At 59.0% G+C, this 26,539-nt stretch carries 24 protein-coding genes and 1 pseudogene; 18 read left to right on the top strand and 7 right to left on the bottom strand.

The window, feature by feature from the left end:
• The first annotated feature begins 66 nt into the window (after nt 1-66).
• A complete protein-coding gene (locus ACYJ11_RS01455; protein ID WP_461646481.1) occupies nt 67-1,350 on the top strand; it encodes a glycosyltransferase in 1,284 nt (427 codons plus the stop codon).
• Here the strand turns inward: ACYJ11_RS01455 and ACYJ11_RS01450 are convergent.
• Nucleotides 1,320-2,462, bottom strand: coding sequence for a glycosyltransferase family 4 protein (locus ACYJ11_RS01450; RefSeq protein WP_461646480.1), 1,143 nt, complete (start codon nt 2,460-2,462; stop codon nt 1,320-1,322). The genes ACYJ11_RS01455 and ACYJ11_RS01450 overlap by 31 nt on opposite strands.
• 541 nt (nt 2,463-3,003) lie before the next feature.
• Between ACYJ11_RS01450 and ACYJ11_RS01445 the strand changes: the two genes are divergently transcribed.
• Nucleotides 3,004-3,906: an alkaline phosphatase family protein gene (locus ACYJ11_RS01445; RefSeq protein ID WP_461646479.1), complete on the top strand. Its 903-nt coding sequence runs from the start codon at nt 3,004-3,006 to the stop codon at nt 3,904-3,906.
• A 45-nt stretch (nt 3,907-3,951) separates the two neighbouring features.
• On the opposite strand, the gene ACYJ11_RS01440 is transcribed toward ACYJ11_RS01445, so the two are convergent.
• Nucleotides 3,952-4,080: a hypothetical protein gene (locus tag ACYJ11_RS01440; RefSeq protein WP_461646478.1), complete on the bottom strand. Its 129-nt coding sequence runs from the start codon at nt 4,078-4,080 to the stop codon at nt 3,952-3,954.
• A 292-nt stretch (nt 4,081-4,372) separates the two neighbouring features.
• Between ACYJ11_RS01440 and ACYJ11_RS01435 the strand changes: the two genes are divergently transcribed.
• From ACYJ11_RS01435 to phoU, 11 genes and pseudogenes are all read left to right on the top strand, one after another.
• A complete protein-coding gene (locus tag ACYJ11_RS01435; RefSeq protein WP_461646477.1) occupies nt 4,373-5,008 on the top strand; it encodes an IS6 family transposase in 636 nt (211 codons plus the stop codon).
• Between the two features lie 206 nt (nt 5,009-5,214).
• A complete protein-coding gene (locus ACYJ11_RS01430) occupies nt 5,215-6,573 on the top strand; it encodes an ArnT family glycosyltransferase (protein WP_461646476.1) in 1,359 nt (452 codons plus the stop codon).
• A 233-nt stretch (nt 6,574-6,806) separates the two neighbouring features.
• Nucleotides 6,807-8,327: a hypothetical protein gene (locus ACYJ11_RS01425; RefSeq protein ID WP_461646475.1), complete on the top strand. Its 1,521-nt coding sequence runs from the start codon at nt 6,807-6,809 to the stop codon at nt 8,325-8,327.
• A 244-nt stretch (nt 8,328-8,571) separates the two neighbouring features.
• Complete coding sequence (locus ACYJ11_RS01420) at nt 8,572-9,330, top strand: helix-turn-helix domain-containing protein (RefSeq protein WP_461646474.1); 759 nt, start codon at nt 8,572-8,574, stop codon at nt 9,328-9,330.
• A 108-nt stretch (nt 9,331-9,438) separates the two neighbouring features.
• Nucleotides 9,439-11,142, top strand: coding sequence for a helix-turn-helix transcriptional regulator (locus ACYJ11_RS01415; RefSeq protein ID WP_461646473.1), 1,704 nt, complete (start codon nt 9,439-9,441; stop codon nt 11,140-11,142).
• 483 nt (nt 11,143-11,625) lie between these two features.
• Complete coding sequence (locus tag ACYJ11_RS01410) at nt 11,626-12,336, top strand: DUF7344 domain-containing protein (protein ID WP_461646472.1); 711 nt, start codon at nt 11,626-11,628, stop codon at nt 12,334-12,336.
• A gap of 54 nt (nt 12,337-12,390) precedes the next feature.
• Nucleotides 12,391-12,763 (top strand): annotated as a pseudogene (locus ACYJ11_RS01405) (DUF7344 domain-containing protein).
• Nucleotides 12,764-13,216: 453 nt separating this feature from the next.
• On the top strand, nt 13,217-13,345 hold the full coding sequence (locus ACYJ11_RS01400) for a hypothetical protein (protein ID WP_461646471.1): 129 nt from the start codon (nt 13,217-13,219) through the stop codon (nt 13,343-13,345).
• Between the two features lie 165 nt (nt 13,346-13,510).
• Nucleotides 13,511-14,842: a Trk system potassium transporter TrkA gene (gene trkA / locus ACYJ11_RS01395; RefSeq protein WP_461646470.1), complete on the top strand. Its 1,332-nt coding sequence runs from the start codon at nt 13,511-13,513 to the stop codon at nt 14,840-14,842.
• 57 nt (nt 14,843-14,899) lie between these two features.
• Nucleotides 14,900-15,211, top strand: a complete 312-nt coding sequence (locus tag ACYJ11_RS01390) for a hypothetical protein (RefSeq protein WP_461646469.1) — start codon at nt 14,900-14,902, stop codon at nt 15,209-15,211.
• A gap of 126 nt (nt 15,212-15,337) precedes the next feature.
• A complete protein-coding gene (phoU, locus tag ACYJ11_RS01385; protein ID WP_188979081.1) occupies nt 15,338-16,018 on the top strand; it encodes a phosphate signaling complex protein PhoU in 681 nt (226 codons plus the stop codon).
• A 283-nt stretch (nt 16,019-16,301) separates the two neighbouring features.
• On the opposite strand, the gene radB is transcribed toward phoU, so the two are convergent.
• Both radB and ACYJ11_RS01375 read right to left on the bottom strand, forming a co-directional pair.
• Nucleotides 16,302-17,012 carry a DNA repair and recombination protein RadB gene (radB, locus tag ACYJ11_RS01380; protein WP_461646468.1) on the bottom strand — a complete coding sequence of 237 codons (711 nt, stop codon included), beginning with the start codon at nt 17,010-17,012 and terminating at the stop codon, nt 16,302-16,304.
• Nucleotides 17,013-17,066: 54 nt separating this feature from the next.
• The gene (locus tag ACYJ11_RS01375; protein WP_461646467.1) at nt 17,067-17,897 is read right to left on the bottom strand and encodes a hypothetical protein; all 831 of its coding nucleotides are present in this window, start codon (nt 17,895-17,897) and stop codon (nt 17,067-17,069) included.
• A gap of 163 nt (nt 17,898-18,060) precedes the next feature.
• On the opposite strand from ACYJ11_RS01375, the gene ACYJ11_RS01370 reads away from it, so the two are divergent.
• Nucleotides 18,061-18,828 carry a hypothetical protein gene (locus ACYJ11_RS01370; protein WP_461646466.1) on the top strand — a complete coding sequence of 256 codons (768 nt, stop codon included), beginning with the start codon at nt 18,061-18,063 and terminating at the stop codon, nt 18,826-18,828.
• A 2-nt stretch (nt 18,829-18,830) separates the two neighbouring features.
• Here the strand turns inward: ACYJ11_RS01370 and larC are convergent, their stop codons facing one another.
• Together larC and ACYJ11_RS01360 are read right to left on the bottom strand one after the other, a co-directional pair.
• Nucleotides 18,831-20,156: a nickel pincer cofactor biosynthesis protein LarC gene (gene larC, locus ACYJ11_RS01365; protein WP_461646465.1), complete on the bottom strand. Its 1,326-nt coding sequence runs from the start codon at nt 20,154-20,156 to the stop codon at nt 18,831-18,833.
• A 74-nt stretch (nt 20,157-20,230) separates the two neighbouring features.
• Complete coding sequence (locus tag ACYJ11_RS01360; protein WP_170095677.1) at nt 20,231-20,647, bottom strand: universal stress protein; 417 nt, start codon at nt 20,645-20,647, stop codon at nt 20,231-20,233.
• Between the two features lie 200 nt (nt 20,648-20,847).
• Here ACYJ11_RS01360 and ACYJ11_RS01355 point away from each other — a divergent pair, with 200 nt between their 5' ends.
• Both ACYJ11_RS01355 and ACYJ11_RS01350 read left to right on the top strand, forming a co-directional pair.
• Entirely contained in the window at nt 20,848-23,073 is a 2,226-nt protein-coding gene (locus tag ACYJ11_RS01355) for a CDC48 family AAA ATPase (RefSeq protein ID WP_005538167.1), read from the top strand.
• Nucleotides 23,074-23,259: 186 nt separating this feature from the next.
• Nucleotides 23,260-24,273, top strand: coding sequence for an NADP-dependent oxidoreductase (locus ACYJ11_RS01350; protein WP_188979093.1), 1,014 nt, complete (start codon nt 23,260-23,262; stop codon nt 24,271-24,273).
• An 18-nt stretch (nt 24,274-24,291) separates the two neighbouring features.
• Here the strand turns inward: ACYJ11_RS01350 and ACYJ11_RS01345 are convergent, their stop codons facing one another.
• A complete protein-coding gene (locus tag ACYJ11_RS01345) occupies nt 24,292-25,434 on the bottom strand; it encodes a CBS domain-containing protein (protein WP_461646464.1) in 1,143 nt (380 codons plus the stop codon).
• 108 nt (nt 25,435-25,542) lie between these two features.
• On the opposite strand from ACYJ11_RS01345, the gene ACYJ11_RS01340 reads away from it, so the two are divergent.
• Nucleotides 25,543-25,863, top strand: a complete 321-nt coding sequence (locus ACYJ11_RS01340) for a lycopene cyclase domain-containing protein (protein WP_170095680.1) — start codon at nt 25,543-25,545, stop codon at nt 25,861-25,863.
• Nucleotides 25,864-26,044: 181 nt separating this feature from the next.
• Nucleotides 26,045-26,536 carry an HTH domain-containing protein gene (locus ACYJ11_RS01335; protein ID WP_461646463.1) on the top strand — a complete coding sequence of 164 codons (492 nt, stop codon included), beginning with the start codon at nt 26,045-26,047 and terminating at the stop codon, nt 26,534-26,536.
• Nucleotides 26,537-26,539: the final 3 nt, after the last annotated feature.

The following is a 26,539-nucleotide window of genomic DNA, read 5'->3' as shown; positions in this document are numbered from 1 at the left end:
GCGACGGTTCAGATTACTGTACGACTCGGGACTACACACATATATGCACTACAAATAACGAGTTTTGTGTTCTACCAGCCAAACCCGTATTTCCACAAGTCCAGCGATAGACGAATTTCAGTCTGTAAAGAGATCAGCACGCAGTCGGTCAACCTCGGCTCCGGACCAGAGCAAACTGAAGCCAATACATCTTTGTTAGAACGTTATAAACGAGAGGCAATGACAGATTCGCCGAACGTTCTGCATGTTATTTCCGGCATCGATGTCGGCGGAGCAGAGAATCACCTTCTAATGCTCCTCGACGGACTCTCCTCACGTGGGTTCGACGTTACCGTAGCGTATCTAAAAGGCGATGGCGAGCTCGCGAGCGACTTCCGGGAAGCGGGCTGCTCTGTTGAGCGAATCGGTATTCGATCAGACTTTGACCCGCTCGGGTTCGGCAAGCTCGTCACAGAGATGGTGCGAAACGATTATGACCTCGTTCACACCCACCTCTTTCACGGCGACGTATACGGCGCGACAGCCGCGACCGTCGCTGGAGTCCCAGCTATCGTCTCCTCGAAGCACAACGATCCACCGTACTGGCAGGAACAGCCGTACAAACTAATACACGACCTGTCGCTGTCTCGTACCGACCGTGTTTTCCCAATCTCTGAGCACGTTCGCGACTACCTGCTTGAAACTTCGAAGATCAGTCCGAATCGGGTTCAGACGATTCGATACGGATTCTCACCAACGGACTTCGATGGCGTCTCTGAGCGCGACGTCCAATCGGTACGACGAGAATTTGTCGACGATAATACACCACTCGTGGGGACCGTCGCTCGACTCACTGAACAGAAGAATCTTGAGACGCTCCTACGCGCGTTCGAGCAAGTTAGAGACCGGGTGCCAGACGCACACCTCGCCATTGTCGGACGCGGTGAGGAAGAAGACCGCCTGAAACGTCTTGCAGAAACTCACAATATCGAGGACGCCGTAACCTTCTCTGGATTCAGGACTGACATTCCCGAGCTTATGCATGCATTCGACGTGTTTGCATTACCATCGCGCTGGGAGGGGTTCGGTGTTGTTTTTCTCGAAGCAATGGCCGCCCAGACCCCCGTCGTTGCATCCGAAGTCAGTGCCATCCCAGAAGTGGTCGCAGACGGCGAGACGGGACTGCTATGTCCACCTATGGACGAGTCGAAGTTTGCCGATGCCATCTCAACTCTGCTTGAGAATCCAGAAATGGCCGAATCGATGGGCAAAGCTGGGAGAGAACGACTCGACCGAGAATTTGCGGTCGACAGGATGATCGGAGAGGTGGCGACAATATATCAAGACATACTATCTAGCAAATCACAGTAGAGCGATCGGTACGATTGCTGCATCCTTTCGATATCAAACCGATTCAGATCGGCGGTAGTTCGTTCGCTCATCTCACGTCGGAGCGACGGGGATGCGACGAGTTGCTCGATACGCGCGCTCAGTTCTGAAACGTCCCCCGGCTCCACTAAAAATCCGGTTTCACCGTGCGATACCTGTTCAGGGATTCCTGCCACGGCCGTAGAGACGATCGGCAACCCTGCGGCACGGGCTTCAGTAATGACACGGGGCATCCCTTCACGATACGAGGGGAGTACGAAGATATCAGCCGAGGCGAGGAGACGGGGAATATCATCGCAATACCCGAGAAATGAGATACTGTCTTCGAGCCCACGTCGCTTGACTGCATCTTGTAGTTCTTCTCGGTTTTCTCCGTCACCTGCAATATCCAGCTCAATCGAATGCCTTTCGGCGACCTGATCGACTGCCTCTACCAGATCAAATAGTCCCTTGCCATCCGTCAACCGACCGACAAAAAGCAGCGAAACTGGTTCATCGGCAGGTAGCAAGTCGTCCCAGCGGTCCGGAACACGATACGCATCTAGGTCTAGACCGTCGTAGATGACCTCGTACTGGTCCGAATGGCCGAACCCGCGCTCAAGATAGGTATCACGAACTCGGCGCGAATTCGTAACTATACGGTCGCTCAGCGGCGCACTCACTCGCTCGACAACGTAGAGCATGGCGTTCAATAGCGGGTTCCGGTCGCTTGCAATTGGGTCACCGTGGACGCTGTGGACAGTGACTGGTACATCAGCAAGGACGCTCGCCCAGCGGCCAATCACACCAGCCTCCGTGCTATGCGTGTGGAGGATATCTATCTGCTCGCTCTGGAGATAGCGTGCGACGTATAGAACTGCCGGAAGTGCAGTCACTGGGTTGTAGTGTCTAATCGTCCGGAACACAGCTACGTCGGTTCCCGTCTCGCGGAGAGCATCCAGTCGCGCGGGATCGTACTCCGCACCGACACCGACTCGTAGGTCGTACTGCTCTGGCGCAGTCCGAAGCGCCGAGAGGATGTCTTCGACGCTCTTCTCCGCCCCACCATCGAGAAACCGGGTGATAAGATGGAGGACACGATACGGCTCAGTCACGAGTCTACGTTGCCACGAGCCGACTAAAGAATTGCCGAAATTTCACTGTCAAACGACTAATCTACGAACAATCCGCACGATATTCACAGTGAACGATCAGGCCTTTCAAGTGAACTATCGTGCCGAAGTAGCATACTTAGCCCCAAACCTTTTGAATGCTGTTCGGTATTCTCTTTCGGCTTCGCGACTTCCTCAGGTTGCTGGTCCCGACGATCTTGGCCGGTCTGAGCCTGACGAGCATCGCTTACGCCAGTCAGATGCCAATATTGCGTTTGGGATACTTGCAATTCCGCTTATGATGCTCTCGTTCACACCCGGAAGTGTGACCCAATTTACTAGACTTCATCCGATGCGCGTCTCGGAGACACGATCAAGCCTACTAATGTCGGAGTCTGTCATGCTATTGGGTTCTACACTAACCGCCGCACTGCTGTTGGACTTTGTATCAGATACTATATCATGAGGGTGAGACAGTTACTTATGCCTCAGGGGAGACCATCATAGCTATAATTGTTGATTGCAGTGTTTCAACGGAGAGGTAATGACGTACAAGTCAACGTTCCGTGACCGATTACACGAGTGGCTCCTCCGAGTCAATCGACTCTATCACAAACGGTTTTACACCATAGACTCCAACCCTGACGGAATCGATATCTTTGAAGAGGACTGGGATTCGCTTGTCCTTCTTGACGCCTGTCGGTACGATGCCCTCGCAGACCAGGACGAACTGCCCGGTAATCTAGAGTCCCGGATTTCAAGAGGATCACAGACGTACGAATTTCTCCGAGCGAACTTTACGGACCGTGACTTGCGGGATACGGTTTATGTTACTGCAACGCCGCAGTACCACCGGTTCGAAGACGAACTCAACACGACGTTTCACGATGTCATCAACATCTGGAGCGATGATTCGAACGTATGGTACGATAAGGGACGGCAGGTCGTGCGCCCCGAAACGACCACAGAGCACGCACTTCAGGCCGCCGAGCGATACCCGAACAAGCGGCTACTGGTGCATTATATCCAACCACACACTCCTTTCCTCGATCGACCGACTGAAGAACTGAGAACTGATAAGAACATATATCGGCAGTTCATCAGTGGAGAGTTACCAGTAGACGCCTCAACACTGCGGGAGGCGTACCGTCGGAACGTTGACATTACTATTCCCCACGTAGCTGATCTGGTTAAAGGACTTGACGGAAGGACAGTTGTTTCTGCAGACCATGGAGAGCTACTGGGCGAGAGATTATTCCCGGTGCCGGTTTCGGGCTGGGGGCACCCGCACGGAACATACGTTGACGAACTCGTACGTGTGCCGTGGCTCGTTCACGAACAGGGCGAGCGACGAGACGTGACCGCCGAATCGTCGAAGAACAGCGTCGAAGAAGTCGAAAAGGATGTTGTCAAAGAGCGACTCCAAAGCCTGGGTTACACGAACTAGTCAAAAGAAGATTGGCCGGACTGACTCCACTTAGTGCGACCCCTCTCACAGGTAACCGAGGTCTCGCAGATGTTCGGTCGCCTCCTTTCGTTCAACTGCGTTCGTGTTATCTTGCTCGTCAGTCGCCTTCAGTTCGGACTCGGGCTTGTACTCGTCTCCATCATGTGCAGTCATGGTCACTCACGGCACGCATTGTATATTTGGCCGAATCGATGTCTGACAGAGTCGGGCGTTCATCTGCAACCGTGTTAGTACGTCTACACAGCATGTATCAAGTATGATGAGCATACCATCGTCTCGCTCGAGGGCATTCGCTCCAGGTTATCGGGAAGCGAACGAGTGTTACAACGCAATGTGCGCGTTCTGCGGGCTTTTCGAGATCAATGCAGTAATTTTAGTCGTCTGCATGAATCGGTCGTGTTTAGTTAAGCGTGAAAAGTGAGGCGGACGGATTTCTTGCTGGTCTATGGCAGAAATCACCCGCCTCAGCGGACATAGAGACTGGATTGATTTGGATTTTGTGGAGCGTGAGCGGACACCCGAGCGGGCGATGGCGTTGGGTATTCAATCGCACGTTGCGGGACTTTCACTGTCGAATACCGTCGAATTGCTCGAAGCACTGGGTGTCCAACGGAGTCGAAAAGCGATTCACGATTGGGTGCAGAAAGCCGATCTACAGCCAGACTCGGGTAAATCACCGAATCAGATTTCACTCGACGAAACAGTGATTCGCATCAACGATCAGCAATTCTGGCTGTACGCCGCCGCCGATCCGCAATCGAACGAACTGCTTCACGTCCGGCTGTTTGCGACGACTACGACCACCCTCACAGAAATTTTCCTGCGCGAACTTCGGCACAAACACAATGTCGAAACTGCCGTCTTTCTCGTCGATGGCGCTCAACACCTCCAAACCGAACTTCAACGAGCTGGACTCCGATTTCGGATGTGTCGCCACGGAAATCGGAACGCTATCGAACGGATTTTTCGAGAACTGAAGTGTCGAACCTCGTCGTTTTCACACTGCTTCAGCCACGTCGAACCGGAAACAGCCGAAAATTGGCTCCAAAGCTTCGCTCGCTGGCACAATGCTCCAAACTAAACACTACCCATGAATCAAGACACATTGCTATTTACCTCCAATGGGTGGTGGCTTTGAGAAATCCGCGATTAGCCTTCCCTCAAGCAGAGGTGGTGATGATACCGGGTCTCTCCCCTGTTGGGGCTTCTGAGGTATGTCGAAGATAACAACACAGGAGATAATATCTTCCGATAGAGTTTATACGACGATATCCGAAACGCTAGTGAATGCGCCATAGCGCTTTGATGGCGGTGGGAGCCGGAGTGACGACAGGTGTTGTCATGATTCTCGCTACGTGGGGTTTGACAGCGGTGCTTACTTTGGTTTCGCTCGTACTCACCCTCCTTATTCTCTTCAGCGGTGCAGCCCTCCTCTGTCGAAGTCGAGTATGGTTCGGGATCCTGGTCGTCAGCATACTCGTTCGGCTCCCGTACACGGTATTGAAGCCCGTCCACGACGATTCTTCGATCTACGTTGGCAGAGCACTCGACCTGCTTGAAGGGCAGATCGTCATCTCGGGTCACATCGGTGTAGAAGCCATCATGGCGCTGTTTCTTGGTCTCTTTGGCCAGATGGGCGGTAACCTCGCGTCGTTTGCAGCGTCGTTGGCGACGGTGTGGCTCGCCGGTCGAACAGCCACTGTATTGTTTGATTCTCGTCGGGCAGGGCAAGCCGCCGGATTCGTCCTCGCAGTTACGCCGCTCCACATCAACTTCTCGTGGTGGGCTTACACAGAGCCGATTGCTGTTTGTTTCTTCACTCTCAGCCTGTACTTCCTCGTCAGTCGAAGGTATGCAGCCGGAGCGGCCATTGGAGTGATTGTGCTATTTATGCGTCTAGAGTACCTGTTTCTCATCCTCGCTCCACTCGCTGGACTCTACGTGTTCTCTGAAAACAGGTTTCGGCACGTCTTCGTACTTGGTCCACTGCTGGGACTCGTTGGAACCATACTTCTTTATCAGCTCCCATCGGGGAACTCACCCGTAATTGCCATTCGGACGCTCGTATCAATGCCTTCGCTGTTCTCCACCGGCTTCTTTGTCGGCTTGTCGCAAGCACCGGTTGAACACACAGTCCGGAATCTCCAATTCTATGCGCCTCACTTTCTCCATTGGGGTGTTCCGTATTTCGAATCCCCACTTGTGAATCCCATTCTACCGATGCTCTTTATTATCGGAGTAATCGCTCTCCTGCCACGGGTTCGGTACGCCCGCCTCTTACCGCTTATTAGCGCTATTGTCATCGCCGCTGCATTCGTACACCGTGAGCTAACTGTCGGGAAGGGGCTAACCGGGGCTTCGACAGGGATGATTGCAGGGCTATACACTGGCGTTTTCGTTGCACTCGTCGTTCTTGTGGTACAATCGAGCGATAAGCGACTCTTCCCGCTGTTTGCTACGATTCCGTATTTGTGTCTCCTTGCCATCCTATACCTGGCCCCTAGATACCTGCTTCCAATGGCTGTCGTAGGTAGCCTTTACGCCGGCTACGGACTCAAAACTATTCTTGACATGGTGGTTATCAGCGGCGGTGATACCGAAAGCGACACGACTGCTAAATCGCAGAGTGTTACGAGTTCCACATAGGTATTCATACTACCCGCGGTTTACTCAATCTCAGTCAGTGACCCGCTCGGTACCTTCAGAAACTATTGGCTTTTGATGCAGTAGCGACATCCACAACCGTTTCAAATTGTTAGTTGTGATATACCGGCGACGAGCAATTTTGGGCGAGCGTGGGAATCTTTATACTCTGGTTGACCCACTGATGTTTTACCAAGACGATGCGTGAGAGTTTTAGAGAGCTTCCCAGGACGAGGGTGACAGCAACGATTCTGGTTATTTTAACGGTTCTCGGACTGGGTTTGCGTGGGTATATGGTTGATCAATATTTTCTACAGGTTGACGAGGCGAACCGGCTGGGGCTTGCGATGCTTGATGTGCCGTTCCTACCGTGGCTTCATTTTGATATGACTGTTCGAATGCAGAAGCGTGCTCACTCTTCCCTCTTTCTTATCCTGACGAGAGGTTTTGTGGCCAGCGGTGCGTCGCCGGTCTTAGCGATACGACTGCCCAGCGTCATTCTGGGAACACTTACTGTACCAGCAACGTACGTTATGTGGCGGAGGGTGTCTCGGAGAGTTGCGATGATCGCCGCCGGCCTGATCGCTGTGCTACCCTATCATGTGTTTTACAGTCGAACAGGCTGGCACGTCTCCGCCATGACGTTTTGTCTCGTAATGAGTTTAGCTTGTCTTGAGCGCGGGTATTTTACACAAGATGACTCCAAAATAGAACGCTTACAGTCTTTTGGATACATCCCAGCTCGGTCAGATATATACCTATTTTTCGCTGGAATGTGGGTGTTCGCTGGCTATCTATTCCATGAAACTATAATAGCCATGCTGGCACCAGCCACTCTCTTCATTCTTTGGGACCAGTATCCTGATTGGGACAGTCGACTGGGTGTTATTATCTGTTCATTGTTGCCGATGCTTGCTTACTACGTAATTTGGCCGTTACATACAATTCTCGGAAGGCAGAACAGCGATCAATTTGCAACGGAGAGTGGTATCAACCAGTTCTTGCTATCAAAGCTAACTCAGATGGTTAATAACTTATCTCAATTGTTTAACCTTGCGAGCGGTGACTCCGTAGTAGCAGATCAGTCGCTCTTAGCGTATCTTACAGTACCAGTAGTCGTTTTTGCGGTTATTGGTATCTGGGCCGTTTATAGGCATGGACGCCCATTTGAACGGTTCCTTGCAGTATTAATTCTGCTGTATCCCCCAGTCATCTCGTTTCTCCATTTCGGTGCCCAGAAGCCCCGTTTCTACGTGGTTACGATTCCGATTTTCGCCATTCTCGCCGCACAGGGTATAGTGGCCCTCAGTGAGCAAACACCTCGTCTCAAGATGCCTCTCGCTGCTGGTGCGCTGTCGTCTGCTCTTATCCTAATTCTTGCAATTATGACCGTTAGTTCATTGTTCATGCCAGTCTCAGGCATGCCACAAACAGAGGACATCTCTGACCGATATCAATCTCGCGCCGGAGGGGGAGAAGAAATGAAGCAGTTTGTGGTACAGAATATGAACCAAACCGGCGATACCAAGATCGCCATTCTTGGTGGGGGACAACCTCAATATCACCTCTGGGAATACCGTTCGGAGGTACAGTACGTAGGACTCTCAAGAAACCCCCAGATTGCTCTCGTTCAACCATGGACTATCAACCAGACGCAGGAAACGAAACTTCAGGAGTGCTACACCCATTCTGTATCCGTGCACGCCTGGGAGGGGTATATTAGAACTTCATGTACCACTGATACCAGTCATTCCTGAATGGGACGGGCGATCTGGAGCTATTCAGTTTATGTACTCTGTCTATCTTTTTCTTATGGATGGGTCCAAATACTAACAATCAGACGCTGTGCAGGCGTAGTTAGCCGATGGCAGCCACAGTCAGACAGACCATATTTCGAAAGCCCACGACCGGTTTCAGTGTGGCTATCAATATAGCATCTCGATTTTCAGACACTATCCATATAGTGGTAATGTCCTTGTGCACGATTCGTTTGGTGTCCATATGCGCAATACCGGCGACCAGGGGTCAGCGGCCGAGGCAAACCAGCCAGTCGATGGTGGTGGATACGGGCCGGCAAGCCCATCGGAGACGGATGGGACGTCACAGAAGAAAAGCCTCGGTGTCGATCTATGCCTGAGTCATCCGGAGCTGATTCTGACGGAGGCAATCGAGAGCAGTCCGGACGTGACAGTCCGTCCGGAGCAAATGGTCAGCGACGGTACGTCGAGTTTTCTGGTGATAGAGGCCGCAGGTGAGACACTCGACCAGTTCGAAACAGCACTGGCGAGGGATAGCACAGTGTGTGACCTCATCGTGTTAGACTGGACGGAAACGAATCGCGTCTATCGCGTCGAGGTGGCCGAAAGCGCCGTCTGGGTCATGCCCTCGCTCGTCCGTGCTGGTGGCCGTGCGCTCGACATCGAGGGGACAGGTGGACAGTGGCTGGTACACGCACAGTTTCGGTCGCGGGCAGCACTGTCGCAGTTTCGGTCCGAGTGCGCTGAACGGAATATCACATTTAGACTTGACCGACTGTACTGGACCTCCGAAGAAGCAAACGCCGGTGCATGCGGGCTGACCGCAGATCAGCAAGTCGCACTCGAGACAGCACACAGAGAGGGGTATTTCGACGTGCCCCGTGGTATCTCACAGGCTGAGCTGGCGGACAAGCTCGATATTTCACCATCGGCGATGTCACAGCGGATTCGGCGCGGGATGGATCAGGTCGTTGGGTCAGAGCTCGGACTATCCGATGAGTAAGTAGTTGGGACGCGGAGGGAACTGTCGCTGAATTATCAAGCGTGCCTAGAGGTGACAAGGAGATTATGTGCCAAAAAGGATATTGTCCCGGTGTGACACTCGTACTGTATGAGACACCGTATCGTGAGCGGGATCTGCGCTTTACTCCTCCTCTTGACAGTCGCATCTGTCTCCGTAGGTGTCGCTGCCGCAGCGGACGCCGGGCAGTATGCTGAATACACAGCGACAGGCAACGAAACGGCGCCAGCGATACAATCGGTTGAGCCCACACAGGCTGCTGCAGACGGGCCGAACGGAACCGCGTTCGTCTGGGAACGGATAGACGGTGAGCGGGTCGGCGGGTATCGGGTCGCAGTGACCGTTAGTTCGCCGCAAGAAAACCTCTCAGTCTGTGCGCATGCGAACGGGTCGTCAACCTGTACGTCGGTCGGCCCGAACGAAACTGCAGCCTTCACGACCCCCGGAACGGCGGGGCTTGATCACCTCTCTGTCTCGCTCTACAACACGAGCTCTAACACCACGCTAGATCGGAAGTCGGTGTCTCTACAGCCGATTCAGCGTGCCGGTGATATTGACGACGACGGGCTCAACAACAGCAACGAGGTGTCTCAGGGGACAAATCTCACTGATGCTGACACTGACGGCGACGGGCTGACGGATGGTGCGGAGGTTCACCAGCACGGGACGGATCCTACGGCCGCAGACACTGACGAAGACGGTGTTGCCGACAGGACTGAGATTCAACAGGGTACCGACCCGCGACATGGTGACACGGACGGCGACGGGCTGTCGGACGAACGCGAACTGTCACTCGGGACGAATCCGACCGTCGTCGATACGGACGGCGATGGGCTGTCCGACCAGCGAGAGGCATCCGGCAAGACCGACCCGACCGACGCAGACACGGACGACGATGGCGTCGCCGACGGTCGGGAGCTGGAGGTCGGTACGAACCCGGTACAGGCTGACACTGACACCGACGAGGTCGCCGACGGGCGAGAGTTGGCCATAGGCACGGACCCGACAGTCGCGGACACCGACGGAGATGGGGTAACAGACGGGAGAGAACTCGAAGCGGGCACCGCGCCCACCGAGAGCGATACGGACAATGACGGCCTCAACGACGGAAAGGAACTGGCGGCTGGAACGTCCCCAACCACCGCCGACACGGACGGCGATGGTCTCAGCGACGGGCGCGAGGTTTCAGACCTCGGAACGGACCCGCTCGCGGCCGATTCGGACGGTGACTTCCTGACTGATCGGCAGGAAGTCACCTGGGGAACGAATCCGAACAGCGTACTGACGCCAGCCTGGGTGACGAGCTCCCTTCTTGGGTTCCTCATCGGAATCGGGCTGACAGTCGTAGCGATCGGGCGCGGCTGGGTCACGGAGCTTACCGTGGCGGCCAGACTGTACATCTATCGCCGCCTCGAACTGGACCGAGAGATAATCGAGGTCAACCGTGAAATCGAGGCGACGGACAGGGTGGCTGAAGCTGACCAGCCAGACATCGACGCGGATACCGCCGCTGAAGCCTTCGAGCAGGCCGAACAGGAACTCACCCCCGACGCACAGCTCGTGAAGCTGATGTTGCAAGTCGAGAATGGCCGTCTGCACCAGACCGACATCGTCGAGGCGACGGACTGGTCGAAAGCGAAGGTTAGCCGTCTCCTTTCGCGGATGGCCGATGACGACGAGATAGTAAAGATCCGGCTCGGAAGAGAGAACCTCATTTGTCTGGAGCGGGCAAAGCCCGCCGCGGCGAGCTCGCCCCATGCGGGCGATATCAAGCCGCCGACGCCCGGCGGATAAACCGGCTCACGTCCCAGATAGCCGGTCGATAGTGGTATCACTGTTCACTACCGGCGCTTTTCAGGTGTGCCTCCGTCACCTGCAACTGTTCGCCCTGTCACAACAGTCGTAACTGAAGCCACACCGATAGCCGGCAGACATATGGAAGCGGTAATTTCCGGCTTTTTGACCCTTCTATACCCAACAAACGGCAGAATTGGCCCGAGATACAACGCCTGACGCGACTGCACGTATGTATATTTGCAGATCTTATTTGCCGTTGTAGCGGTGAAACAATTTAGTATGCTGTGTGAAACAGCAGTGGAACAGAGTTCTTGAGCCGAAACCTCGTCAAATATGCGTAACGCCTTTACAACGCCGTTTAATCGCGCGTTGGTCCCGGGTAAGTCGGCCATTATCGACCCGTTAAATCGGTGAAACAGCCGCAATCGGCGGAACAGTCGATCCGGTATATGTCGGTTGCTGGAAAAGGAACGAGCGAACATGTCGATAGCTGAAACGACTTCCGAACCCACGACAACTGAGGCCGAAGAGTCCGCGACAGAGGAGTCGTCTGCGGAGTCCACATCGGGCGACGAACTCACCCGCGACGACCTCTTCCACGTCCTCCAGTGTCGTCGACGCCGCCTGGTCCTCAAGTACCTCCACGAACACCCCGGCGACGAGCCGGCCGATATGAGCGACATCGCAGAACATATCGCGGCGCTGGAACATGACACGACGGTCGACTCGCTCCGCTCGAAACAGCGCCAGCGCGTCTACATCGCGCTATACCAGTCTCACCTCCCGAAGATGGACGACGCGGGCGTCATCAACTACAATCAGGATCGCGGACTCGTCGAAGCGACCGCACTCGCGGACTCTTTCGACGGGTATCTGGACGAGGAACCATCGCTCCTGTCGACGCCGGCTTCGGAGTCGACGCCGTCAGCCGGGCCCGTGACTGATCATAATCGGACAGGTACTCACACGTCAACCGACGAGCGCTGGGCGGGTCGGTATCTCGGGACTGCGTGTGCCGCACTGATTGCGGTTAGTGGACTCGCACTCAGCGGGATCACAGTGCCGGGCGTCGCAGTCGCGCTCGTCGTGAGCGTAGTGTTCGTAGCGCTGGCGCTGAGCCACAGGCTCTCACTGTCGGCACCACAGTCACCTGCTGACCGTCTACGGGCCGCTCTCAGCCAGGAATCGTAAGCTCGCACTGGACAGATGCGTACACACAGCGGTACGTTCGGAGGGCGATAACGAATGGCGCCGACAGTCGAACTCGATGCAACACTCGACGCCGGAGAGACGACTGTGTCCCCAGACCAGACCGGCCTCACTGACGCGACGCTATTCGATCTTCTCGGTGACGAGCGCCGCCGCACATGTTTGCACTGTCTTGCTGAACACGAGACAGTGCTATCTGTAAGCACTCTAAGTGAACAGGTGACGCGCGCGATCGCTGATACAGAGACTGAAAGTGGGACTCTACGACAGCATGTACATTTCACTCTGTCAGACACACCTGTCCAGACTCGACGCTGGCGGGCTAGTAGAGTACGAGCAAGACCGAAAGCGGATCAGGCATGGACCCGGATCGACACTATCAAGGCCCAATTCGACACGGCTTGCATAATCGAAGAACAGCCAAGCGAGAGTATTCGCGCCGAGACTATCGTACCAATTCTGACGGTGGTGATAGGCGCAGCCGCAATCGCGAATCCACCGGCAGCCAGAACGGCACTGCTTTTCGGACTCGTTGCGATTCAGCTTCCCGTACTCGTGCTTGCGTCCACATCCACGTCTACAATTAGTTATTAAGCCTGCCCGCGTACGGAAAGCGACAGCTACACCGAGCAGCGACAGGTCAGTAGTCACCTGCTACTACAGCGAGCGTTCCGCCAAACGGCCGCTGCGTGCTGGCGAGGACTGCAGACGAGAGACCGGAGTGGCTGTTGAAGCCCAGTTCCTGAGGTCAGGTTCGACGAACGGATCGATGCGAGCGGCCGACAGAAGTAGGCGTCTACCGGACAGATAGCGGGCGTAAAGAACCACATAATCAAACGGTGGGGAGACAGACGAAGTGTGTATGACCGACTATGCCAGTATGCGAAAAGCAATCGAAGAGACCAAGGAATCGTTCGATGCGGTTGAACGGTTCCAACGTCGGTCGGTCCTCTGTCCCTGGTTAGACGTGCCGCTCCGAGACGAGATCTGAGAGGCTCGACGGCTGCATCTCGATCGGCCCATCAGTACTTATTCACGGTCGGGTTTCGGTGCTTGTCCACCACAACGCTCGGGGACGCCGTTCGCTGGCCGGATGAAAATACACTTCACCCATCGGTGGAAAGCTGATGCACATGTATCAGGCGGAGGCGCAGCCGTGTATATCGTAATCGTCGGTGCAGGCGAGGTCGGCTCGACCATCGCCGAGAGCCTCGCAGAAAGTCACGAAGTCGCCGTCGTAGATATCGATCCTGACCGTGTGGAGAGCCTGATGTACGAGGCCGATGTGCTCGGTGTCGAAGGGGATGGTGCGGAACTCGACACGCTCGCGGAGGCCGGTATCGAGAAAGCCGACGTTCTCATCGCCAGTACCGACGACGACGAGACGAACATCGTCACCTGTGGGACGGCGGTAACGGCGGCTGACCCGTTCACCATTTCCCGCGTCAAGAGCGCGAAGTTCCTCCGGACTTGGGAGAAATCCGGGGGCGCCTTCGGTGTCGACCATATGGTTGCGACGAACCTGCTCACCGCGGAGAACATCGCCCGCGTCATCGGGCTTCCCGGTGCGCGCGACGTCGAAACGTTCGTCGATGGGCAGGTCCAGATGGGGGAGTTCGGAGTTCGCGAATCCAGTCCAATCGCGGACCAAACCGTCGCGGAGGCTGACCGCTACGAATCCCTGACCTTTGCCGCTGTATTGCGCGACGACGAGATCATTATCCCGCGCGGGGAGACGGTCATCAAGGCAGGCGACGATATCGTCGTCATCGGTAGCCGTGAGAGTGTCCGCCTGTTCGCGACCGAAATCGCGCCGGAGTCGGATGCGACCCAGAACGTCCTCATCGTCGGCGGGAGCGATGTCGGCTATCATACCGCGCGACTGCTTCAGGATCGCGGCATCAAGCCGCGACTCATCGAGCAAGACCACGACAGGGCGCGCGAGCTCGCGGAGGATCTGCAGGGAACCACCGTGCTGGAAAGCGACGCGACCGACAGCGAGTTCCTCGAACAGGAACACGTCTCGGACGCCGACGCTGTGGTTGCGACGCTCGATAGCGACGAGAAGAACCTTTTAGTGACGCTGCTGGCCAAGCGACTCGGCGCGGAGCGAACCGTCGCTGTCGTCAACTCCGGGGAGTACGTCGATCTGTTCGAGGCCGTCGGCGTCGACGTGGCCGTCAACCCCCGTGAGACGACCGCCGAAGAGATTACGCGGTTCACCCGGGAGTACGACGCGACGAAGGTGGCCATCATCGAATCCGACCGCGCCGAGGTACTGGAAATCGAGGTATCCGCCGACAGCGTCCTCGCCGGGCGACCGATCCAGGAGTCGGTACAGGAACTGCCGACCGGCGTGGTCATCGGGGCCATCAGTCGCGGCGGCGAACTGGTCATCCCCCGCGGTGACACCGTCATCGAACCCGGCGATCACGTCGTGGTGTTCGTGGACTCCGACTGCTTGGAAGCGGTCAACGACAAATTGTAGCCGTTCCGAAGAAGCCGTGCCCAAGGGACTAAGCCTGGCTCCCACCTCAGCTAGTGTATGGCTCCCGTTGCGGACCGTATCGTGCTCTCGTTTGCCCCCAGCACCGCCGATAGGGACCCGTGGTCAGGCGTCGATACCGAGTGGATAGTCGACGAACTCCGCGGGGACACCTATCAACAGTACCTCCGACGCGCCCATGGCGGAGCGGTGGCCGTTGGCGAGGAGTGGGCCGAGTTCGTGAGCTGTGGTTGTGCAACGCCACAGGACGTGGTGCTGCGCGTCGAACGCATCGAAGGCGGAGCGGCAGTCGGCGACGCGACGACGCTGGACGTTCGTCCTCGTGACGACGCCGAGGCAGTGTCACAGTAATCGGTTCTCGCTGTCGGGCATGCCAGTCCCTGCATAGCACGCCCGCTGCTACCGTCACGCCGGTCGGTATCGGGAGATATTGGGAGAAGGGAAAGGCTGATGCATACCACCAGCACATTCCGGACTATGCCACGCGATTCCTATCAGGAGGGACTGAACTCGCTTCGCGAGGACGTCCTTTATATGTCAGAGATCGTCCTCGAACGGCTCCGGCTCGGTCTCGACGCGCTCGAACAGAAAGACGAGGAGATGGCCCAGGAGGTCATCGAGGGCGATCACGAGATCAATCAGCTGTATCTCGACCTCGAACAGGACTGTATCGACCTGCTGGCGCTGCAACAGCCGGTTGCGTCCGACCTCCGCTTTATCGCCGCGTCGTTCAAGATCATCACCGATCTCGAACGGATCGGCGACCTCGCCACGAACCTCGGCGAGTACTCGCTCACTGCTGAACGCGACGTGTTCCCCGAGGTCGACATTCAGGATGTCGCCGACGTCACCATCGAGATGGTCGAAAACGCCATGGAAGCCTACAGCGATCAGGACGCCGACCAGTGCTATACCATTGCCGACATCGACGACGAGGTGGACGAACGGTGTGAGGCGGCCTCCGAGACGGTCGTGCGCGACCTCATTGAGCGCGAGATCGACGCTGACTCCAGCGAGGCCGATATCGAGCAACTGATGGCCGACGTGTCCCGCCTCCTGCTAACGATTCGGGACATCGAGCGGGTCGGAGACCACGCCGTCAATATCGCCGCGCGGACACTGTACATGGTCGAGAACGACGACGACCTCATCTACTGAACCTTTTTCATCGTCGGGTCGCCGAAGGCGACCACTCCTCGAAAAACGTTCATGAAAAAGGCCGAGCACGGCATGCCGTGCTCGGTGAAACCGCGCTCGCTCCGCTCGCGCGGTATGCACTCTGCAACGGCAACAGCCACAAAGCCGCGACAACCACACACCTCCCCAGCCGACTGCGTTGCTCGGCTCGCTTCGCTCGCCTGTGCGACTCGTCCCTCACGCTTGCGACGCGGCCGTCGCCGCGACGGTGCGCGCCCGAGACTGCTGTCGAGATCCGAGCGACCTACTGCGGCGTTTCGGGCGTGTCGTCACCCACCAGTCCCGAGTCAGTGATGCGGAACTGGGCCGTGTCGCCGGCCGGTTTGGCGCGGTGTTTCTCCAGCGTCGCGCGTCGGTTGCCGCCCCGGAACCGGTCCAGACGGATGATTGCGCCGGACCAGTGGTTCAGGGTGTGGCCGCCCAGCGCCGTCGAGCGGTCGCTGTCGGGGTCGGTGAACACCTGATTCGTGTACAGAACAGCGATGTCGTGTTTGCGGGCCAGCGAGAGCAGATGGGTAATCTGGCGGGCCACATCCCGCAACGTCTCGCCGCCGTCCTCGTCGTCCCGGCGGAGTCGGTAGAACCCCGTCGCACTGTCGAGGACGATGAGTTCGACCTCGGCGGCGAACTCGGCGGCGTCCTGCACGGCCTCGGCCTGCTCGTCGTAGTCCAGCGCCTCAGTGATGATGAGCCGGCCGGCGAGGTCGTCCACGGTCTGGGCCGTCCCGCGTGCGCGGCCCCTGGCGACCTGCTCCATCCGGTCTGCGGAGAGTCCTTCGGTGTCGATGTACAGCGCCGCGTCGCCGGCAGCGGCGACTTCCATCACCGCCGACAGCGCGAAATTGGTCTTCCCGGCCGCCGGCGGGCCGTACACTTGCGTGACCGCGCCGCGCTCCAGCCCACCACCCAGAAGGTCGTCGATCGCCTCACACCCGGTCGGGACGTACTCGCTCACAGGCAGGGGTTGGGCAGGTTCGGGTAAAAACACTGGTACCTGCAGGCACTGTTGTCAGCCGTCTGAAAGTCGCTCGGCCAGTGTCCACTCTGCGAAGGACACGTCGTCGATGTCGGCTGTTGCGAACCGCAGGTCTGTTCCCCATTTACGAGTGATGACGAGCGAGTCGGCGTCGAGGTCGTAGGATTCCAGCTCGTCCCAGGCATAGAATCGCCTGGCGACCGGCAGCCTGATTTCCAGACCGCGCTCGGTCGCCACGGCGGTTCGTGTCCCACCTGTCGAGAGGAGGACGAACCCGGACGGGAACAGCACCTGACCAGTGTACTGGAGCAGGGCGATATCGAACACTGCGCCGACTGCGAAGCCCACAATCGCGACGCAGGCGACAGCCCCGCCGATAAACAGCCGCCGCCGCTGTGCGGACTCGGGCCAGCTCGCTCGCCACCGCGTCAACTCCTCCGCCTCTGCGGTGACTGCGGCGGTGTACCGCGTTTGTGACATAACCGCGATAGCGACTCCGAGCAGAAAGGCCAGCAGGCCGAAGAAAAACGCCAGCACGCCACCGATACCACTCATCTCCAGCGACGCAAACCCGACGATCGCATACCCGGCCGCGGTCGCCACCGGAAGCCAGCGAGCGTGAGTCGCACCGAGTGTAACGGCCACTGTTGGTCGATCAGATAGCACCAACACCGTTACGGCGGTCACAGCGGCGACCGTCCCGACCAGCCCGGTGTATAGTGCCCACGCTTCGGTAACGCCGACCCACTCCAGCCCCAGTACGACTGGCGGTGCCAGAAGCAATCCCAGATAGGCACCGCTGACACCACCGAATAGCGGGTCGGAGGCCGCCCCTGCTCCGTCAGTGCGAACCACCGGACGCATCACTAGCAGTCCAGTCAGCTATGATAAAAATCCTATCAAATATAATAGGGGACGGAGATACCTCCAACTGAACGTATCCAGAGGCGTCTGGCAAATAGCTGAAGTACAAACGTGGACCAACGGACTCCCATATCTGTAAGTAAGCGGCGGCCGAAATCAGGTCGTGATTGTCGTCGCCACCGAGGATTTCGAAGTGTACCACGGCGTCGTCAACGAGCTACGCGACCGCGGCGTAGAGTTCACGACTATCGAACCAGGCGACGAGTGGCCCGAAGAGGCGGATGTCGCGGTCATCGCGGCCGGGGAGTCGGTCGAAATCCCCGACAGCGTGGATGTCGTGCAGGCGGACCCGGATGCGCCGCGGCGGGCCGTCGAAACCGTTATTTCGGCGCTTCGCGGTGGCGACGGTCGCACTGTCATCGGTATCGACCCCGGCGAGCGACCGGGTGTCGCGATTCTCCACGGCGACATGGTCGTTGCAGCGTTTCAGGTGCCCGCGGCGGACATCACCGAAATCGTCCGCGAGGAAGTCGAAGACGCGGTCGACCCGGTCGTTCGCATCGGCGACGGCGCGCGGCTCGTCGGCGCGCGCATCATCGACGAGATACAGTCCGTGCCGGTGGAGCTGGTCGACGAAACGGGGACAACGCCGTATCTCGGTTCCGGCGCACGCGGGATGGGCGACGTGCTGGCCGCGGTCAACATTGCCCGCCTCGATGGCGAGGAAATCGACAGCCGAACCATCGAGCCGACGGCCGGCGAACTCCAGAAGATCAAGGATCGCTCGCGGGAGGCAAGCGAGACGAACCGGGCGATCAGCGAGGACCTCGCTCGGCAGGTCGCGACCGGCGCGCTCACCGTCGAGGAGGCGCTAGCTGAACACGACAGCGACAGTCCGACCGCCGACGAGGGCGAACCCGACAACGGATAGCGCTACTCTCGGACCATCCGCTCGGCCCGCTGCATCACGTCGCGGACAGGGAGTCCGGTCGCGTCCGCGACGGCCGCGGCGTCGTCGTACTCCGTGCTCACGTCGAACACTGTGCCGTCGGTGTCGCTTGCAATCTTGACCGTGACCTCGAACTGCTCGCCGTCGACGGAGAGCACGACCGTCTCGTACTCCCGGTCGGCGACCCAGCGATGACCGGCCCCGGACTCGCGCACGCCGAGTGTCCCGGTCGCTTCGGCGAGGCGGCGCGCGACCCGCTCGGCGTCTTCCGGCTTGCAGATTACCTTCACGATGTGGCCCGGCCGGGACTTCTTCATCGTCGTCGGCACTATCGACACGTCGCGTGCGCCGACGTCCGGGAGCGAGCGCTGGAGGTCGCCAAGCACTTCGGGTGGAGCGTCGTCGACGTTCGTTTCGAGGACCGTGATTTCGTCGCGACGGAGCCGCCCCGCGCCGTCGCCAACCATCGCCCGCAAGACGTTGGGGCGGTCGCTGAGGTCCCACCCGCCAGCGCCGTAGCCCGACGCATCGATGTCGAGCGGCGGCAGCGATTCGGTCCCGTCGGCGATGTGTGCGAGAATCGCCGCCCCGGTCGGTGTCAGGACTTCCCTGTCGATAGGGCCACCCTGCAGCGACCAGTCGGCTTGCTCTGCGATCTCGACCACCGCGGGAGTCGGGACCGGGTAGGTACCGTGGCTCATCTCGACGGTCCCGCCGCCGGTCGACAGCGGTGTGGTCACGACTTTCTCGACATCGAGATCATCGAGCAGGAGACAGACGCCGACAATGTCGGCGATGGCGTCGTCGGCCCCGACCTCGTGGAAGTGCGTGTCGTCGAGATCCGTCCCGTGGACCGACGCCTCGGCCTCGCCGAGTATCTCGAAGATCGCTAGTGCATCCGCTCTGACGGCTGTCGGAAGATCCATTGCCTCGACGAGTTCGACGACCTCGGCATACGTTCGGCTCGGCCCGTGGCCCTCGGCGTGGGTGTGGTCTCCGTGGGCGTGGGAACGTGCGTCGTCGTCCCCGGTGTGGCTGTGTCCCTCATCGTGGTCGTGGGAGTGTGAACGCGAGTGATCGTCGTGAGCGTGGTCGTGGGACCCATCGCCGTCGCTAGCAGCGTCGGTCAGCAGTACCTCGACGCGCGTTGCAGCAATCCCGCAGCGATCAACCTCAGAAACGGCGTATTCAACGGGGAGGGCGTCCTCGACCGGCGACAGGGCCTCGCGGTCGGCCCCGGCGGCCAGTAGTGCCCCCAGCAGCATGTCGCCGGCGGCACCCATTCGGCCGTCGAAAGCGAGTGTTCGCATACACGGGGCGTCGCGCCCCGCGAGTAAAAGCCCTCATACTACGATTCCACTCAGGTGTCGCGACGACCGACGGGTCAGGCCTGGCGGACGATATGGATATCGTAGGACTCGCCGTCCGTGACTTCGCCGATAGGGACGACGATGTCTTCGGTGTCGTCGCTGCCGAGGAACACGACGCTGGCGTCGACATCGCGGGCGGTCTGTCTGATCGTCGTCGACAGTTCGCTTGTCGAGTGGGCGCTCACGTCGTCGTAGCGGAGTTCGGAGTCGTCGGTCGCCTCCTCGATCTTGCGCCGGAGGTCGTCCGCGGCAGTTTCGGCGGCGAAGTCCTCGGTCGGGTCGACGCGACGGCGGCGCTCGGCGTAGTCGGCCCCGGTCGGGATGAACGCGACGGCGACGACGTCCTCGTCGAGGGCCGCGGCGTAGGAAACGGCACGGTCGAGCGCGGCGTCTGCGAGCGGTGACCCGTCGAAGGGAACGAGAAATACCATATCGGCGCTATCGCGTCCAGCCTTATGAAACGCGGCGATGGCGGCAGCCTGTGTTACCGCCGCCCTGGCCGGAGGGTATTAGCCCCTTCTGTGCGGTGTGTTATTAGGTATCATATAAACCCGTCGCCGTGCGTCTTGCCCGCCGGTAGCATAAAGCATATCTCCGGGGCTACCCGAGTTCGTTGTAAGCAGGCTCTACTATGAACGAAGTCCAATTGGAAGTGGCGAAAGCGTACCCGAACGACTCGGGGCGCGGTATCGCCAGACTCGACCCCGATACGTTGCTGCACCTCAAGCTCTCTCCCGGCGACATCATCGAGATCGAAGGGAGCGATACGACTGCGGCCAAGGTGTGGCGTGCTGACCGGCAGGACTGGAACACTGACACCGTCCGCATCGACGGCTTCACGCGCCAGAACGCCGACGTGGGTATCGGCGAGCGCGTCACCATCCGGAAGGCCGAGGCCGAGAAGGCCGACAAGCTCGTGCTTGCCCCGCCCGAGGAGGCGTCGGTTCAGTTCGGTTCCGACGCCGCTGGCATGGTCAAACGGCAGATACTGAAGCGGCCGGTCGTCGAGCGCGACATCGTTCCGGTGATGTCCTCGACGAACCACCCGTTCATGCGTTCGCCCGGACAGGCCATCCCGCTCATCGCCGTCGAGACAGAGCCCGAGGGCGTCTGCCTCATCACCGAGGACACCGAGGTGGAACTCCGCGAGGAGCCCATCTCCGGCTTCGAGAAGACCGGCGGGGGCATCACCTACGAGGACATCGGCGGGCTGCAAAACGAGATCCAGCGTGTCCGCGAGATGGTCGAGCTGCCGATGAAACACCCCCAGATCTTCAAGAAGCTCGGCATCGAGCCGCCACAGGGGGTGTTGCTCCACGGGCCACCTGGGACTGGGAAGACCCTCCTCGCGAAAGCTGTCGCCAACGAGACCTCTGCTAGTTTCTTCTCTATCGCCGGCCCCGAGATCATCTCGAAGTACTACGGTGAGTCCGAACAGCAGTTACGCGAGATCTTCGAGGACGCGAGCGAGGAATCGCCCTCGATCATCTTCATTGACGAGCTGGACTCCATCGCGCCCAAGCGCGAGGACGTAACCGGCGAGGTTGAGCGCCGCGTCGTTGCCCAGCTACTGACGATGATGGACGGCCTCGAATCACGAGGGCAGGTCATCGTGATCGCCGCGACGAACCGTGTCGATAGCGTGGACCCGGCGCTCCGTCGCCCGGGCCGCTTCGACCGCGAGATCGAGATCGGCGTCCCGGACGAAGTGGGCCGCGAGGAGATCCTCCAGATTCACACCCGCGGCATGCCGCTGTCGGACGATGTGAACCTCGCCAAGCTGGCGACGGACACCCACGGCTTCGTCGGGGCCGATATCGAGAGCCTCACCAAGGAGGCCGCGATGAAGGCGCTCCGGCGCTACCTCCCAGAGATCGACTTAGACGAGGAGGACATCCCGCCGAGCCTCATCGATCGGATGATTATCAAGCGGGACGACTTCAAGGGCGCACTCAACGAGGTGAGTCCATCGGCGATGCGGGAGGTGCTGGTCGAACTCCCGAAGATGTCATGGGACAACGTCGGCGGCCTCAGCGGGCCCAAAGAGCAGGTTCAGGAGGCCGTCGAGTGGCCGATGAACTCCCCGGAGAAGTTCGAACGCATGGGCGTGACGCCGCCGTCGGGGGTGTTGCTGTACGGTCCACCCGGCACCGGGAAGACGCTCATGGCGAAAGCCGTCGCCAACGAGACTGACGCGAACTTCATCTCGGTCCGCGGCCCACAGCTGCTCTCGAAGTGGGTCGGCGAGAGCGAGAAGGCTATCCGGCAGACGTTCCGGAAGGCCCGCCAGGTGGCCCCGACCATCATCTTCTTCGACGAACTCGACTCGCTGGCACCGGGTCGGGGCGGCGAGATGGGGTCGAACGTCTCCGAGCGCGTCGTCAATCAGCTCCTGACCGAACTTGACGGGCTGGAAGAGATGGAGGACGTGATGGTCATCGGCGCAACCAACCGGCCGGACATGATCGATCCGGCACTGATCCGTTCGGGTCGGTTCGACCGGCTGGTGATGATCGGCGAGCCCGATATCGAGGGCCGCGAACAGATCCTGAAGATCCACACGGACGACACGCCGCTGTCGCCCGACGTGAGCCTGCGCGAACTGGCCGAAGTCAGCGATGGGTTCGTCGGCTCGGACCTCGAATCCATCGCCCGGGAAGCCGCCATTGAGGCACTCCGTGAGGACGACGACGCGGAGGAAGTCGAGATGCGCCACTTCCGGCAGGCGATGGACAGCGTGCGCCCGACCATCACCGACGACATCCGCGAGTACTACGAGCAGATGGAAGAAGAGTTCAGAGGCGGTTCCAGCCCGCAGCGCCAGGCCGGGAGCGGCGGCCGGATCGGCTTCCAGTAACTCCGACTCTCTCGGTCCTGCTCCTCGCTGCGATTCGAGCGTGGTTTTTCGGTTTTGCTGTCCCGATCAGCGATGTCCCTTCCGCCAGCTGCACAATACCCGTGTATAATTATTAGATAAACTATAAAACCGGTGCTTGTTTCTCCTTTCGAAGCCCCCTTTCGGGTCCCAAGTGTATAGGGGGTGATGTCGAACACTAACCGCGTTTACCGGCTAGCGAAGCGCCCCGAAGGGACCCCCGACCACGATACGTTCGAGCTTTCCGAGGAAGAGATACCGGAACCGGGGCCTGGCGAGGTGCTCATCAAGACGCTGTACCTCTCTGTCGACCCGTATATGCGCGATCGGATGCGTGACAGCGAATCGTACGAAGAGCCGTGGGACGTGGGCGACCCGCTCAAGGGTGCAGTCGTCGGTGAGGTCGTCGAATCCAACGGTGCACGCTTCGACGAAGGTGACGTCGTCACCGGCGAGCTAGAGTGGGCGGAGTACGCCACGGCACCCGGACCGGTACTTACGGAAGTCAATCCGGAACTCGCACCGATTTCGACAGCGCTCGGTGTTCTTGGCATGCCAGGCCTGACAGCGTACTTCGGCACGCGTGAAGTCGCACAGCCGTCCGCCGGGGATACGTTCGTCGTCACTGGGGCTGCCGGAGCCGTCGGCTCCGTGGCAGGACAGCTCGCCAAGCTTCAGGGCGCACGTGTCGTCGGCTTCGCCGGCTCCGACGAGAAGGTCTCGTTCCTCGAAGACGACCTCGGCTTCGACGTGGGCATCAACTACAAGACGACCGACGACTACCAGGCTGCGCTGGACGAGGCCGCGCCGGACGGCGTCGACGCTTACTTCGACAACGTCGGCGGACCGATTACCGACGCGGTGTTCACGCGACTCAACACCGACGCGCGCGTCGCCGTCTGCGGACAGATCTCGCTGTACAACAGCGAGGACGTACCGGTGGGGCCGCGCAAGCTGACACAGGTCATCCAGTCCCGTGCGACCGTTGAGGGCCTCCTCGTCTCCGACTTCGAGCCGCGGTTCGAGGAAGGAACGAAGCAGCTCGGTCAGTGGGTCGCCTCGGGCGACATCTCCTACCGAGAAACCGTCACCGAAGGCATCGAGAACGCGCCCGACGCGTTCCTCGGGCTGTTCGAAGGCGAGAACATCGGCAAGCAGCTCGTGCAGGTCGCCGAACGGTAGAAAAAAGCGAGTCTCAGGTTACAGTTCGCCGAGTTTGCGGAGGAGCTGGCCGCGGTACTCCTCGTCAGCCTGAACGCCTTTCAGTTCGAGCACGTTGCGCTCTAGCTTGTCGAGTGCGACGTTGAACGCGGTTTCAGCGCCGTAGCCTTCGCCGGAGCCGGCTGCCTGCCCCTTGTTGGTCCGCAGGCGGATCTGACACTGGATGAGCGGCGTACCACGGAGCTTCTCCTTGTGCTCGTGGAACCGGACGTGGGCGTGCTGGACCTGCATCGCCCCGTACTTGTCCGCGACCGTTTCGATGTCGGCCCGGAGGTCCGCACGGGAGATGGTGTCCAGCAGTTTGATGTTCGTGATCTGGACGTCCATGTGTTCCTCCTCGGTGTAGGTCAGCGCACGGAGCACGTCGGTTTTCGTGAGGATGCCGGCGACGTGGGTGTCGTCGTCTTCCGGCGTGACGACGAGCCCGGCGAAGTCGTTGTCGAGCATCCGCGCGACGGCGTCCTCGACGGAGTCGCCGAGCTTCGCCGTCTCGACAGGGCTGCTCATCACGTCGTAGACGGGCATGTCGAGCACGCGCTCGATCTCGCCGGAGCGGTCGCCCCGCGTCGTCTTGTTCATGTCACGGACGACGACGTCGACGATGTCGTGGCGCGTGACCATCCCGGTCAGGCCATCGTCGTCACCGAGCACCGGAAGCCGGGAGATGCCGTGTTTCCGGAGGAGATTGACGACTTGCCCGACGTTGGTGTCTTCCGACACCGTGATGACATCCCGCGTGTAGATGTCCTCGACGCTCAGCGCGTCGAGGTTGTCGAGAACCGCATCGAGGATATCGTCCTCGGTGACGATACCCCAGAGCTCGCCCGCCTCGAACACCGGCGCGAGCTTGACACCACCCTCGACGAGGACGCGCGCGACTTCGCGCACGTCGTCGGTGCGCTCGACCTTCGGTGCCGAGCGCGTCATCGCCCCCGCTTTCGCGTTGTCCTCGACATGGGACTGGACCAGCTGTTTCTGCGTGATAACGCCAGCGTAGTCACCGTCCTCCGTGACGATGATACCCTTGGGATTCTCGCGTTCGAAGATAGACCGGACTTTCCCCAAGCGCTTGTTGGCGTCAACCTCGACAAATTCTCTGGTGGCGATATCAGCAATGTCCATCGTTCTTCACAGTTCGTAGATTCGACGTGTGGGGTTATCAAGGTTGGTTTAGTCCCCGGAAACCGAGAGACGAACTAAGCTTTAGGCCCTTGGATCTAAGGTGGCTGTATGCTGCCTGACATCGGCGTCTTCGGCCCCTACACGTATCTGGTCACGGAGGTAATCTGGGGGAGTATCGCCCTCGTGTTGCTCTGGCGCGCGCACGCTCTCCGGATGGCGGCCAAGACTATCGCCGTGCTCTATCCGATCGCGTACGTCTGGGACTGGTACACACTGACCGTCGGTGTCTTCGCAATCAAACTCCGGACCGGTGTCGACCTCCTCGGGATTCCCATTGAGGAGCATATCTTCATGATTGTCGTTCCCGCGCTTATCCTCGGTATCCACGAGAACCTCCACGGTCTTTCGTCCGGGTCGAACAGCGAATAGTTAGAAAACCGATATCGGTTTCAGCTGTTAATTACTGCTAAATCAGCGTTACAACTGGAAGAGTATCAATTCACAGGAACCGTTGATTTCGCACGTTTCTAGCCCTGAAAGGACTATCTGCACTATGCAGACATCTCTCACAGTATCTATATGTGTCAGCCGAGAGTGCCGTCTGATAGCTATGAGTGATACTATCCCGACACCTCACATCGAGCTGTATGTCCGGTCGATGCTGCCCGACGGCGCACACGAACGACAGGAAGCGGTCATCGACCGCCTCCAGACGCTCGACGAGAGCGACCACATCGACGGATTCAACGTCATCGTCTGGGGCAAACAGATCGCACCGCAGTCGGCCGCCGCACGGACAGAGGAAGGCAAGTACATCCTGAACCGCGTCGCCGAATTCAAGCAGTGGGCACTGAGCAACAACGTCTCACTCGAATCCTTCTATCAAGACACGACCGTCGATTCAGAAGTGGCGGCGTCGGCGTACGATGCCATGGCCCTACCCGTGATGGGATTGGCTGAGTACGATGACAGCGAACTCGTCCACGTCGCACCCTGTACGAAAGACGACGTCGTCCACACGATCATGGACCGTCTCGACCGTCTCGAAGCGGGCCAGCCGCCCGCTCTCGACCAGGAGCGCGGCGGCGTGAGCGTCGTCTAACGA

The sequence above is a fragment of the Haloarcula sp. H-GB5 genome (assembly GCF_054850705.1).
The sequence above is the reverse complement of the archived record's forward strand: the minus strand, read 5'-3'. Positions and strand labels throughout refer to the sequence as shown.